The sequence below is a fragment of the Cobetia sp. AM6 genome, from assembly GCF_009617955.1.
In the GTDB taxonomy this organism is placed as follows: domain Bacteria; phylum Pseudomonadota; class Gammaproteobacteria; order Pseudomonadales; family Halomonadaceae; genus Cobetia; species Cobetia amphilecti.
This window is the reverse complement of sequence record NZ_AP021868.1, coordinates 1,502,964-1,515,851: the sequence shown is the minus strand read 5'-3', so window position 1 is coordinate 1,515,851 and position 12,888 is coordinate 1,502,964. Positions and strand designations below refer to the sequence as shown.

The 12,888-nt window shown below is 57.7% G+C and carries 11 protein-coding genes; 5 read left to right on the top strand and 6 right to left on the bottom strand.

Annotated features, from left to right (window positions below; all coding sequences use genetic code 11):
* Positions 1-35 precede the first annotated feature (35 nt).
* Together CLAM6_RS06460 and CLAM6_RS06455 are read right to left on the bottom strand one after the other, a co-directional pair.
* Complete coding sequence (locus CLAM6_RS06460; protein WP_153635467.1) at positions 36-812, bottom strand: SDR family NAD(P)-dependent oxidoreductase; 777 nt, start codon at positions 810-812, stop codon at positions 36-38.
* A gap of 84 nt (positions 813-896) precedes the next feature.
* Complete coding sequence (locus CLAM6_RS06455) at positions 897-2,693, bottom strand: NAD(P)/FAD-dependent oxidoreductase (RefSeq protein ID WP_043336840.1); 1,797 nt, start codon at positions 2,691-2,693, stop codon at positions 897-899.
* A gap of 448 nt (positions 2,694-3,141) precedes the next feature.
* Between CLAM6_RS06455 and CLAM6_RS06450 the strand changes: the two genes are divergently transcribed.
* From CLAM6_RS06450 to CLAM6_RS06435, 4 genes are all read left to right on the top strand, one after another.
* Positions 3,142-5,070, top strand: coding sequence for a sigma-54-dependent Fis family transcriptional regulator (locus tag CLAM6_RS06450; RefSeq protein ID WP_242007757.1), 1,929 nt, complete (start codon positions 3,142-3,144; stop codon positions 5,068-5,070).
* A gap of 549 nt (positions 5,071-5,619) precedes the next feature.
* The gene (locus CLAM6_RS06445; RefSeq protein WP_153635466.1) at positions 5,620-6,609 is read left to right on the top strand and encodes a DUF1852 domain-containing protein; all 990 of its coding nucleotides are present in this window, start codon (positions 5,620-5,622) and stop codon (positions 6,607-6,609) included.
* A gap of 95 nt (positions 6,610-6,704) precedes the next feature.
* On the top strand, positions 6,705-7,739 hold the full coding sequence (locus tag CLAM6_RS06440; RefSeq protein WP_153635465.1) for a methionine synthase: 1,035 nt from the start codon (positions 6,705-6,707) through the stop codon (positions 7,737-7,739).
* Positions 7,740-8,021: 282 nt separating this feature from the next.
* Entirely contained in the window at positions 8,022-8,537 is a 516-nt protein-coding gene (locus tag CLAM6_RS06435) for a flavin reductase family protein (RefSeq protein ID WP_136938088.1), read from the top strand.
* Between the two features lie 296 nt (positions 8,538-8,833).
* On the opposite strand, the gene CLAM6_RS06430 is transcribed toward CLAM6_RS06435, so the two are convergent.
* Positions 8,834-10,008, bottom strand: a protein-coding gene (locus CLAM6_RS06430; RefSeq protein ID WP_242007794.1) for an IS3 family transposase whose coding sequence is annotated in 2 segments (ribosomal slippage) — positions 8,834-9,753 and positions 9,753-10,008 — 1,176 coding nt in all. Because the reading frame shifts where the segments join, the coding sequence is not laid out codon by codon here.
* Positions 10,009-10,166: 158 nt separating this feature from the next.
* Entirely contained in the window at positions 10,167-10,937 is a 771-nt protein-coding gene (locus CLAM6_RS06425) for a hypothetical protein (RefSeq protein ID WP_197738715.1), read from the bottom strand.
* Between CLAM6_RS06425 and CLAM6_RS06420 the strand changes: the two genes are divergently transcribed.
* Positions 10,936-11,946, top strand: a complete 1,011-nt coding sequence (locus CLAM6_RS06420; RefSeq protein ID WP_153635464.1) for an IS30 family transposase — start codon at positions 10,936-10,938, stop codon at positions 11,944-11,946. The two genes, CLAM6_RS06425 and CLAM6_RS06420, sit on opposite strands and share 2 nt — an antisense overlap.
* Here CLAM6_RS06420 and CLAM6_RS06415 read toward each other — a convergent pair.
* Together CLAM6_RS06415 and CLAM6_RS06410 are read right to left on the bottom strand one after the other, a co-directional pair.
* Positions 11,940-12,332 (bottom strand): MBL fold metallo-hydrolase, encoded by a 393-nt coding sequence (locus CLAM6_RS06415; RefSeq protein WP_153635463.1) that lies wholly within the window; start codon positions 12,330-12,332, stop codon positions 11,940-11,942. The genes CLAM6_RS06420 and CLAM6_RS06415 overlap by 7 nt on opposite strands.
* Before the next feature lie 3 nt (positions 12,333-12,335).
* Complete coding sequence (locus tag CLAM6_RS06410) at positions 12,336-12,830, bottom strand: hypothetical protein (RefSeq protein WP_136938090.1); 495 nt, start codon at positions 12,828-12,830, stop codon at positions 12,336-12,338.
* Between the last annotated feature and the right edge of the window lie 58 nt (positions 12,831-12,888).

The window sequence follows — 12,888 nt, the reverse complement described above, 5'->3', positions numbered from 1 at the left end:
CTGTCATCATGTATCGAACCATGATCAGCGCTAGCTTACAGCGTGAAGCCACCATCGACGGCGATGGCCTGCCCTGTCACGTGTTCGGCCTGGGCGAGGTAGACCACCAGCTGCCCCATGTCCTCAGGTGTCTGGGCGACTCCCTGGGGCAGCAGGCTCTTCTGCAGGCGCTCCCATGCAGCGGGCTCGCTTTCGCCTTCCTGACTCCAGCGTGCCGAGAGCCCACTCTCGCCCCGCCACATGCCGGTGCCCACCACGCCCGGGCAGATCGCGTTGACGGTGATGCCTTCCGCTGCCACTTCCTTGGCGACGGCATTGGTAAAGCCGATGACCGCGAACTTCGAGGCACAGTAGTGCGACAGATCAGGAAAGCCGACCTTGCCGGCCATCGAGGCCACGTTGATGATCCGCCCGACGCGGCGTGAGCGCATCACGACGACCTCGGCCTGAGTACACAAGAAGGTACCTCGCGCATTGACGTTCATGACGCGGTCCCACTCCTCCACCGTCAGCGCATCGATGGAATGGATGCCGATGATGCCGGCATTGTTGACGGCGATATCGAGCGGGCCGAGTCCGACCTCTGCCTCTTCAATCAAGCGCCGCACGGACGCCGCATCCGCGACATCGACCTGTAGCGCCAGACACCGTCTACCCAGTGCCTCCACTTTTGCCGCCGTCTCGCGGGCGATGGCGAGGTCCAGATCCGCCACCACGACATCCGCGCCCGCCTTGGCCAATGCCAGCGCGATCCCCTGGCCAATACCGCGCCCACCCCCTGTCACCAGTGCAATCTTGTCGTTCAGTTGCATGAGTTGTCTCCTGAATCTTTCACCGAAATCTGCAAATGCTGCGCTGCTACCATGACGCTGGCAGACTGCCCAGCGCCACTGGCCTCAGCTCAGATGGTGGACTTCCTGAAGGCCGTAGACCGGCGTCGGAATACCCTCGAGCCGCGCCTTGAGCTGCAGCGCCAGATACTGGGAATAGTGGCGCGACTGGTGCAGGTTGCCGCCGTGGAACCATAACGCCTGCTGCTGGGTCGGCTTCCACATGTTGCGCAGCTCGCCCTCCCAGGGCCCGGGGTCCTTGAGCGTATCGGAGCCCATGCCCCAGCATTTTCCGACCTTGTCGGCGACGTCCTGCGAGATGATGCGTGCCGCCCAGCCATTCATCGAGCCGTAGCCGGTGGCATAGACGATCAGGTCAGCGGGCAATTCCGAGCCATCGGTCAGAGTGACCGAGCGCGGATTGATGCGCTCGATGCCGACGCCACTGCGCAACTTGATGTCACCATTGGCGACCAGATCACAGGCGCCCACATCGATGTAGTAGCCGGAGCCGCGGCGCAGGTATTTCAGGAACAGGCCCGAGTCGTCATCGCCGAAATCGAGCAGGAAGCCTGCCGCCTCCAATCGACGGTAGTAGTCGGCATCACGCTTGCGAATCGCCTCGAAGATCGGGCGCTGGAAGTCAGGCAGTATCCGGTAGGGGATCGAGGCAAAGATCAGGTCCGCCTTGTGGTGATCGATGCCGTTCTGCACTGCCTGCTCGGAGTAGAGCGGCCCCAGCGCCTCTTCCATCAGCGAGTTGGACTTCACCACATGCGTGGAGGAGCGCTGCAGCATGGTCACATCCGCGTCGTGCTCCCACAGCGCGGCACAGATATCGTGAGCGGAATTGTTGGCGCCCACCACGACCACCTTCTTGCCACGATAGGCATCCGGCCCCGGGTGCTGGCTGGAGTGTTGCTGCTCACCTTCGAAGGTTTCGGCCCCCGGAAAGTGCGGCACATTGGGCATGCCCGACATGCCCGTGGCCAGCACCAGTTGCTTGGGCCGCAAGGTCACGGGCTTGCCGTCGCGTACCACCTCGACCACCCACTCGCCGCTCGCCTCATCGAAGTGCGCACTCTCACAGGCCGTGGAGCTCCAGTAATTGAGCTCCATGATCTTGGTGTACATCTCCAGCCAGTCCGCGACCTTGTCCTTGGGCGCGAACACCGGCCAGTTTGCCGGGAAGGGGATGTAGGGCATGTGGTCGTACCACACCGGATCGTGCAGACACAGGGACTTGTAGCGATTGCGCCAGGCATCGCCCGCACGCGGATTCTTGTCGATCACGATGGTTGGCACATCCATCTGTCTGAGCCGCGCGGCCAACCCGATGCCGCCCTGACCGCCACCGATGATCACGCAATACGGCTGGCGCTCGTAGCCCAGCTCGGCCTCTTCGCGCTGACGCGACTCAAGCCAGGTCTCACGCTGCTTGTTGGCACCATGCTCGGCGCCCTTGGGGCGCTGCATGCCCAGCGGCTCGGGAAATTCCTTGAGTTCGCGCATGGCGGTCAACAGCGTCCAGCAGCGCCCTTCCTTCAGGCGCAACAAGCCCTTGCCGCGTGCATCGGCGGTCTCGAAGGTGAACCAGGCCTCGACGATGCCGCCGGCCTCACTGGCCTCGCCATCCAGCTGCCAGCGAGAGGGAGCGACATGCTCGAGGGTCGCCGCGAGCATCGACTGGATCTCGTCCTTGCCCTCCGACGTCTTGAGATTCCAGGTGAAGGCGATCAAATCGCGCCAGTAGCATTCCTCGCCAAACAACGAGAGAACCCGGGCGATATCGCGCTGAGTCAGGGAGGACTCGAAATCATCGAGCCATTGCTGAGCAATCTGAGTTGGCGTGCGTGCGGTCATGGCGTCTCTCCGCGTGTTGTTGGATGTTGTAGTCACGCCTTCCATCCAAGGCATCAAGCATGCCAGCTTCGTCATGCACGACTGACAAAGCTCGTAAGCACTTGTCGTGAATGACAAAAATTCGCCACTACCGAATCACCACCCTCCTCGCCTCGCCGGGCTCTCCACCTTCCTCGTGACAACTGTACGCTGTACGCCTGACACGGGGCGTTACACCTGTAACGCCCCGACCAAGGATGCAGGACAGGGTGATTGACGCTCCCGTCACACCGCATACGCTTGAAGGAGCACACGCCGCTTTTGCTATGGACGCTGTTGTGACAATTGCGATTGCCATCGCCACCGGCACAAGAGCCATAGCCACAATCAAAAGAGCCGTAGCCACTATCAAAAGAGCCGTAGCCACTATCAAAAGAGCCGTCCCGAGACGGCCAGCGCCGAGGCAGCCATGATCCGCCAACTCGAAACGATGCAGCCCGACAAGCGGCAGCATATCCAGACCCTGATGCAGCTGGGCGAAGGCCGCGACGTCTTCCCTGAGACGCAGCGCGACGTCATCCGTCGTTCCTGGCAGCGCTGTCTGGAGGAATATCAGCTGGACCCTAGCCGCCCTCGCCCGGTCCGCGTTCTCACCCAGCAGGCGCTGCGCGATCATCAGGAATCGGCGGATGAGCTGTTGCATGTGGCGCGTGCCGGGGTGGAGCGGCTCTATAGTCAGATCGCACAACATGGCTATGCGCTGATCCTCACCGATCAACGCGGCATCGCGGTGGATTTTCGCGGTCAGCGTGATCAGTTGAGTGAGCTGCGGCGCGCGGGCCTCTATCTCGGCTCGGACTGGAACGAGCGCTATGCCGGCACCTCGGCGGCGGGCACCTGTCTGCACGATGGCGCAGCCGTCACCTGCCATCAGCGTGAGCATTTCGATGCCACGCACATCGACCTGCATGCCCGCATGATCGAGGATGCGTACTTCCTGCATCGCTATCGGGATTGCCTGATCCTGCGCTTCGACACCGCGCGGGAATTCGTGCACCTGAATGGCCGGGGCCTGTTTGCCATTCAGGAAGATGGCAAGGTGATCGCCGCCAATCACGAAGGCCGACGCCTGATCGATGCGCATCTTGAACGCTGGCCACCGTGGACGATCTCCACCCTGCCCGCCGTCACGCAACTGTTCGATGGGGAGCTCAATGAGCTGTTGAGCATCCCGCATGCCAACCGGGATCAGATTCGGGCCTTCCGCCTGCGGGCGGATGACGCCACCGTCTTCGTGACACTGATCGAGCCACGCGGCTACCCGGTGCGAGCCCTACCCACTGTCAGTCAACAGGATGACCCGGTGCCAGAGCTTGACCAACTCGCGGGAGATGACCCTTCCATGCATCGGCTGCTCAAGCTGGCGCGCCGCATGCGCCATGAGAACGTAAGCATCCTGATTCGTGGCGAGACGGGTACCGGCAAGGAAGTGTTGGCAAGGGCGCTGCATGACAGCGGGCCACGCGCCAAGGCACCCTTCGTGGCGGTGAACTGCGCCGCCATTCCGGAATCGCTGATTGAAAGCGAACTCTTCGGCTATCTGCCGGGCGCCTTCACAGGAGGAAGGCCCAAGGGCATGCGCGGCCTGATCCAACAAGCCGACGGTGGCACACTGTTTCTGGATGAGATCGGTGACATGCCGCTGCCGCTTCAGTCACGCCTGCTGCGCGTCCTCGCCGAACGGGAGGTGTCACCCCTGGGGGCCGAGACGCCCATCAAGGTGGATATTCGCGTCATCACTGCCACGCATCGTGATGTCACGGAGCTGATCGCCAGTGGGCAATTCCGCGAAGACCTCTACTACCGACTCAACGGCGCCGAACTCCTGCTACCTGCACTGCGTGAGCGCGCCGACCGTCACTACCTCATTCGCAAGCTGCATGCGGAACTGCAAGCCGAACGCGAACAGTCACTCCACCTGCGCGCCGATGCCATCAGTGCGCTGCTGAGTCATCACTGGCCGGGCAACATACGCCAACTGCGCAATGCGATTGCCTTCGCGATGGCCACCGCGGAAGGCGATGAAATCACCCTGCATGATCTGCCGGAGGTCTGCCAGACCCACACCGGCAGCACCCGCGGGGCTGCCAGTCCGCTTGCCGCTGCCTCCCCCTTCGCATCCGGCGCTTCCTCGAATCCGGCCTCTCCAGCGCCCGCGTCTGCAGGGGCTGATGCGGGGACTGATGCGGACGCCAACGAACTGCTCGAGCTGTTGCGCCACACGGACTGGAACGTCAGCCAGGTCGCCCGCCAACTCGGCGTCTCGCGGCCCACCATCTACCGCCGCATGCGCCGCCATGGCCTGGTGGCGCCCAATCATCAGCCGCTCGCCTCATGAGCCAGCTGCATCTTCATGGCCGAGTATGGAGAACGTGAAGAGTGCATGAGGGTGTCGTGCTCTGAAACGTCAGGTGCTTGCCACACACAGGCCCGAGCGGAAGTTCGGGCCAGCGTGTATGTTTCTCCATTCTTTCCCCCTTACCCCTCTTTCCCTTCTTACCCTTCTTACCCACTCCTCACGTCAACGTCTCTGCGGCTCACGTTGCGTGCTTGCTGAGCCCGCCTATCCCCGCTCGATTCGCCGGCTTTCACAACGCGCGAAATGACGCCCGCCCTCATCATGAATTTCACTCAACTTGAACATTAAAAAATCCAGTTTGTGTCATGGAGACAGGCACTAGATACTCACCTGCATCAGATCGTTGATGAAGACTTCCCATGACGCTGCACTTCACAGCCAGCACACGGAACGTGATGGCGAGCAGCGTGCCTCTCCCGGCATGGATGCGTTCTCACAGAGAGCAACCCGCTCACGAGACGCCTGAAAGATCACGGGAAGATGTCGACGACACAGTGAATTTTCTCTCTCAGGATCAGGATGAACGCCATGAGCAACGAATTCGGTTTCAGCATCAACAGTCTGCGCTTCGACGAGAACTACGTTCCGGCGGAAAACACCCGCCTGACCACCAACTTCGCCAACCTGGCGCGTGGTGAGAGCCGTCAGCAGAACCTGCGCAGCACGCTGAACATGATCAACAACCGATTCAATGCGCTGGCCAACTGGGACAACCCCAAGGGCGATCGTTACTCCGTCGAGCTGGACATCATCTCCGTCGAGCTGAATCTCGACGCCGCGCGTTCCGACAATGCCCTGCCGATCATCGAGATCCTGCAGACCACCATCGTCGACCACCAGACGAATCAGCGCATTGACGGCGTGACCGGCAACAACTTCTCGTCCTACGTGCGCGATTATGACTTCAGCGTGCGCCTGCTGGAGCACAACAAGGGCAAGGACTCCTTCAGCGTGCCGGAGCAATTCGGCGAGCTGCACGGCAACCTGTTCCAGGCCTTCGTGGGCTCTGCTGCCTACAAGGAATGTTTCAAGAAGCCGCCGATCATCTGCATCAGCGTCTCGACCACCAAGACCTACCAGCAGACCGAGAATGTGCACCCGATCCTCGGGGTGGAATATCGCCAGGACGATGACTCCCTGACCGATGCCTACTTCAGCAAGATGGGCCTGAAGGTGCGTTACTTCATGCCGCCGGGCAGCGTTGCGCCGCTGGCCTTCTACCACACCGGCGACCTGCTCAACGATTACAGCAATCTGGAACTGATCAGCACCATCAGCACCATGGACACCTTCCAGAAGATCTATCGTCCCGAGGTCTACAACGCCAATTCCGTGGCCGGTAAATCCTATCAGGCGAGCCTGAAGCAGCAAGACCATTCACTGACGCGCATCGTGTACGACCGCGAAGAGCGCAGCCAGCTCGCCATCGAGCAGGGCAAGTTCGTGGAAGAGAGCTTCATCAAGCCCTACCAGAGCCTGCTCGAGCAGTGGTCAGCCAACTGGTCCGCCAACCGATAACTCCATCATCGGTCAGCTCACTGATCCGCAAACAGCGCGCTGATCGACGAACGACTTTCGCTATCTGAACCATTCCAAGGACAAGGTTATTCATCATGACGAGATTACTCCCGACCTCCACCGCTGGCAGCCTGCCGAAACCGTCCTGGCTCGCCGAACCGGAGGTCCTCTGGTCCCCCTGGAAACTCGAAGGTGAGGCACTGGTCGCGGGCAAGCAGGATGCCCTGCGCGTCTCCCTGCAGGAGCAGCAGCACGCCGGGATCGACATCGTCAGCGATGGCGAGCAATCGCGTCAGCACTTCGTCACCACCTTTATCGAACACCTGAATGGTGTGGATTTCGAGAAGCGCGAAACCGTCAAGATCCGTGATCGCTACGAGGCCAGCGTGCCGTCCGTGGTCGGCCAGGTCTCCCGCCAGAAGCCGGTGTTCGTCGAGGATGCCAAGTTCCTGCGCTCGCAGACCGATCAACCGATCAAGTGGGCGCTGCCGGGGCCGATGACCATGGTCGACACCCTCTTTGATGGCCATTACAAAAGCCGCGAGAAGCTGGCATGGGAATTCGCCAAGATCCTCAACGAGGAAGCCAAGGAACTCGAAGCGGCAGGCGTCGACATCATCCAGTTCGATGAACCGGCCTTCAATGTCTTCTTCGATGAAGTGAATGAATGGGGCATCGCCACGCTGGAACGTGCGATCGAAGGCCTCAAGTGCGAGACCGCCATCCACATCTGTTACGGCTACGGCATCAAGGCCAACACCGACTGGAAGAACACCCTGGGCTCCGAGTGGCGTCAGTACGAAGAAGCCTTCCCGAAGCTTCAGCAATCCAACATCGATATCGTCTCGCTGGAATGCCACAACTCCCACGTGCCGATGGAGCTGATCGAGCTGATCCGTGGCAAGAAGGTCATGGTTGGCGCCATCGACGTTGCCAACAACACCATCGAGACGCCGGAAGAAGTCGCCGAGACCCTGCGCAAGGCGCTGCAGTTCGTGGATGCCGACAAGCTCTACCCCTGCACCAACTGCGGCATGGCGCCTCTCTCCCGTGAAGTCGCCCGCGGCAAGCTGCAGGCACTCAGCGCTGGCGCCGCCATCGTGCGCAAGGAACTCGAAGCGCAGCGCTGATCGCTTGACCGAGACAGAGCGCGGGCTAGGACACAGCACTGACAGATAACGCCAGGCTAGTTTCGACCCGAGTTGGCCCGACGATAGTGCTCGAGAGTGGAAGTAGCTGCGGCTGACACCGCCGCAAACAAAAATGGCCATCGTGAAGGATTCACGACGGCCATTTTTTCATCACTCTCACTCTTGTCACCCTTGTCACCCCAGCGCCCAATTCCGCGCTCTCGTTGCAGCCCCTCCCCCACGGCTGCTCGTTACCACCTCCCCAATCTTGCAGGACTTGCTATGTCACTCTCCGACACCAACCCAGCCCCCACCATCGACCCCGCTAGTTTCCGTGAAGCCCTCGGCCACTTCGCCTCCGGCATCACCATCATCACTACCCAGGTCGACGACGAACCGATCGGCTTCACCTGCCAGTCGTTCTACAGCGTCTCGATGAACCCGCCGCTGGTCTCCTTCAGCGTCAAGGCCAGCTCGTTCAGCTACCCGAAGATCCGCCAGGCAGAGCGCTTCGCCGTCAACATCCTCTCCAGCGAGCAAAGCCATGTCTCCAACCAGTTCGCCATGCGAGGCGCGGACAAATGGCAAGGCATCGACTGGCAGCTCTCCCCCCTCGGCAACCCGGTGATCAATGACAGCCTACACTGGCTCGACTGTAAGATTCACGCTGAGCACCCGGCAGGTGATCATCTTATCGTGATCGGGGAAGTGAAAGGACTGAATCTGGATGTTGCGGGGACCGCGCGGCCGTTGTTGTATTTCAAAGGAAAGTATGGGGGCTTGGCTGGGGGAGAATAAGGCTGGAGGATACTGGGCGGCTGAAACCTTTGAGATCAGGCCAAGGGATTATGAGTTCGCTTTTAAAACAATAAGTTACTGACACACAAGGGAAAGCGACCGTAATCGAGCGAAAGGTACAGCTCTTTGGAATCAATAGCTTAGCGAAAGTTGAGGATAGCATACGAAGCTGGTCTGTGTACCGCTGATGTACCGGTTGGGACCTACCTCTCTCGAATGGCATGCCTCAGGAAGAGCGGAGACTGCTCGTCCCAAAGGCATGCTGACCGCTTACGTCCATGAGCAGCCTGTAGTGGTCAAGTGCTTTTGGCCACCGAGCTTTGAGCATTCCAGTAGTTCTTTTCTGCCAAATTCGGCGGTATCCCATCGTTATGCTTGTGCGGCCGCAGGCTGCTGTAGTAACCGATCATATAATCAGTGACAGATCGCTTCGCCGCAGCAACATCGGGATAGCCGATCTCTGGTATCCATTCCGTTTTCAGGCTTCTGAAGAAGCGCTCTGTTGGGGCATTGTCCCAGCAATTGCCACGGCGACTGAGACTCAGTGTCATTCGGTAGCGCCAGAGCATCTGCCGGAATGCCCGGCTGGTGTACTGGCAACCCTGATCCGAATGAAACAGGATATTCCGTGGCTCTCCACGCGATTCGTAGGCCATGGTCAGCGCTTTCTTTACCAGCTCCGTGTTCGGCGATAGGGACAATGCCCACCCCACGGGTTTACGAGCATACAAGTCGATGACCACTGCCAGATAAGCCCAGCGTGCCCCTGTCCAAATATAGGTAATGTCGCCGGTCCATACCTGATTGGGCTTCTTTACATCGAACTCCCGATCAAGAACATTCGGTATATCCAGGTGTGGCTGATCAGCCTTCTTGTAGGCGTGCCTCGGCGGCTGCGAGCTCATCAGCCCCAGCTGCTTCATCCGCCTGCTGGCCCGATAACGACTCAACTGTATTCCTGCCTGCGTGACCATTTTTGCAATGCTGCGAGCGCCGGCAGAGCCGTTACTGATGGTATGCGCCTCGACAACCTGATCCAGCAGCTTCTGCTCAGTCTCACAAGGTCTTCTATCCCGACTACGCCAAGCCCGGTAGCTACTGCGATGCACCCCAAACACCTGACACAAGTGCTGCACCGCGTAGCTCTCTTCAAGTCGCTCGATTATCGAGAATTGCTCAGGGAGTCCGACATCAAGAGAGCGGTAGCCTTTTTTAATATTGCCTTCTCTTCTTCCACTCGCCGCAGCTTGCGCTTCAGTTCCTGGATCTCACGCTGTTCCGGCGTCAGAGCCTCACCTTTCAGCGACGCCTTGCCTGCTCGCTCAGCGCGAAGCCTGCGAACCCAATACTCCATGGTGGATTTGCCAACTCCCATAGCCTCACACGCCGCCTTCAGCGTGTAGCCCTGGTCGACCACGAGCTGGGCCGCTTCCAAGCGAAATTCCGGGCTAAACGTTCTCTTCTTCGTCATCATCTGCACCTGATTGTCTCTGTGAGCCATCATACACTCAAAGTCAGGTGGCCAGATTCACTGTGCCACTACAGCCATTGAGATTCTTCTGATGTATAACGCCGCGCTCTGCGGAAAATTTGCCCGACAGCAGCGTTTTGTTAGGCATTTCTTAGTCTTCAATCTTCCTGATCTTCTGGGTATGGAATCGGTTCTACTGCCACCCACCCTTCACGGTCCGGAGCATTGTGCCCAATCCTCTTATTGCTTCCTTCTGTTGAGATTACTTTTGCCCCTCTATGTATGAATGCACGGACAACAGACTTTCTTGGGTGATCTTTATCTTCCTTTGCTGCGCTAACAACTGCCGTAAAACTTCCAGAAGCCTGATTTTGATCCAATCTTGTCCCCAACCATCGGTCTAAGACCTCGGTTGAGACGTTGTGTCTTGAGCCATGATGGGGCACTTGCATACGGTCGATTCCGGGAAGGAATAACCCAACATTTGGAGCAAAGTCAGCTGCTTCGTGAAGAGCAGCACGACCCGCATCACCGGTTAACAAAATCTTCTTATCACATAGACAGGCATACTGAATGACGCTCATATTATTTTCTGGGCTAGTATCATCCTCTGGAAAATACTCTTCACCCCAGGAAGATTTGATAAAATTAACGGCCTTTTTAAACAGTTGTCCGGCGGCCTCAGCAAAAGACTGTTCCGCCTCCATCGACGCTTCTGGCGTTCTATCTGACTCAACGATAAGATCAAGATATCGATTTTTCGATGGAGCCAACACATGGAAGTCCCCAATCAATGAACCTTGAAACGGCTCCATGATTGTCACATTGTGCTCTATTGCTAGCTCTTCCAGAGCAACTAGATTCGGGTAAAGCTGGGCGGTCTCAATGACCAAGTGCAACACGTGACCCATCAGGTACGGTGTTGCCATGAACCACTGCTATCGCCATCTTTCTGCTGAAGACCGAGCCGCCATCATGATGATGAGAGCGACTCACTCGATCCGAGCTATCGCCCATCATCTGGGCCGTGCACCGAGTACCGTGTCGCGAGAAATCGCTCGCCACTCCATTAATGGCTACGATGCCAGCCTCGCAGGCTACCGGGCTCGCCTGACACGCCATCGGCCCCGTCGGCGTCCCAAGCTGCACCCCGACAGGGAGTTGTTTGAAGTCGTGGTCCATCTGCTGCGCAAGTACTGGTCACCGCAACAGATAGCCCGCACACTGAAGCGCATGTCTCCCAACGATTCACGTCGACAGGTCTCGCATGAGGCCATCTACAACGCGCTCTATGTGATGCCCCGCGGCAGTCTCAAAAAGGAACTCATCGCCTGCCTGCGACAAGGCAACGGCAAACGCCGGCCACGAAGTCGTGGCACGGATCGGCGCAACCAGATTCCCGGTCTGGTTAGCATCCACGCGCGACCGCCTGAGGTCGAAGATCGTTTGATGCCTGGCCACTGGGAAGGCGATCTCATCATCGGTGCCAACAATCGCTCTGCCGTCGGTACGCTGGTGGAACGCACCACGCGATTGGTGATTCTGGCGAAAGTGGATGGCACCACCGCCACCGCTGCGGCCGTTGGCTTCAGCGACAAGCTAAACGAGGTGCCGCGATCGCTGCGCTTGTCCATGACCTACGATCAAGGCAGAGAGATGGTGAAACATGCCGAGATCACCCAGAAGACCGGCACGGCGATCTACTTCGCTGACCCGCATAGCCCTTGGCAGCGAGGTTCGAACGAGAACACCAACGGGCTGTTGCGGCAGTATTTGCCAAAGGGCACGGATCTCTCCGTCTACAGCCAAGAAGAGCTCGACGAGATCGCCGACTCACTGAACACACGGCCTCGCCAGACACTGGACTGGCGAACCCCACTGGAAGTCTACGCCGAGGTGCTCAAGAAATCCGTCGGCGGTCCGAGCACCCTTCAATAGCGTTGCGCTTGGAACTTGAGACCGCCCTGTTTCAATCTTCTTGCTAGATTTTCAACAGAAGTAAATCGACCAAATCGATGTATTAGCTCGCCTGCGTAGAGCCACGGCCTCAACATCCATAGCTCTCCAATTCTATACTCTCCAAAAAGCTTCCTTAGGCCACCAGCATGATCACCGTCTGGATGCGTTACTATTACTGCGTCAATATATTTTGGAGAGTCATAATGTCTATTTATATGCTTTACTACCAGATCACCAGTATCTTGAAATCCGCCGTCCGTTACGTGAATCCTGGTGTCTCCATTGATTGAATACCGAAGCGGGATTGCATCCCCGCTTTTTTTTGATTCAACGTCTAAAAAATCTATTTCAAAAAAATCACTCATAGTCTAATCCTTCTCTTTTGCGTTAGACACACGTCTACTGATGTAGGCAGTCTGCTTTCGATAGGAAAAAGCAAATAGGGATAATAGCCCTACAACGATAATGGCAGGCAACCAATCATTCAGAAATGGATAGTAGCCAGTTATAACTTCGAAAGCTTTGAGCATAGCCAAGCATAAAAATAGAGATAGAAAAGTCCTATACATGTTATTTGCTTCGGAAAGCACTTTTAATAGCTTATCTTTTTTGGCAGCCTGAATATAATCTCGGTACTCGCTAAAATGCAGAAACCCTAACCCTTTAAGAACAGGCTCGACTAAAATAGAACCTATTCTACTGATCACCAGACCGATGAAATAATATAGAAAAACTCCTATCACAATATCATCCTGGATAAGGCTGTAACCCGTCAGGGATGACGAGATCGCAACAAACACTACACCAGGTAGAAGATAGTTAAAGATATTGTATGAGGATAGCTTTTCGAGTAAGTCCTTCATTGAGCTCTCTCTATCCGCTCCATTGCCTAACGCTGGCGTAACGGGCCGATTTGTGGAG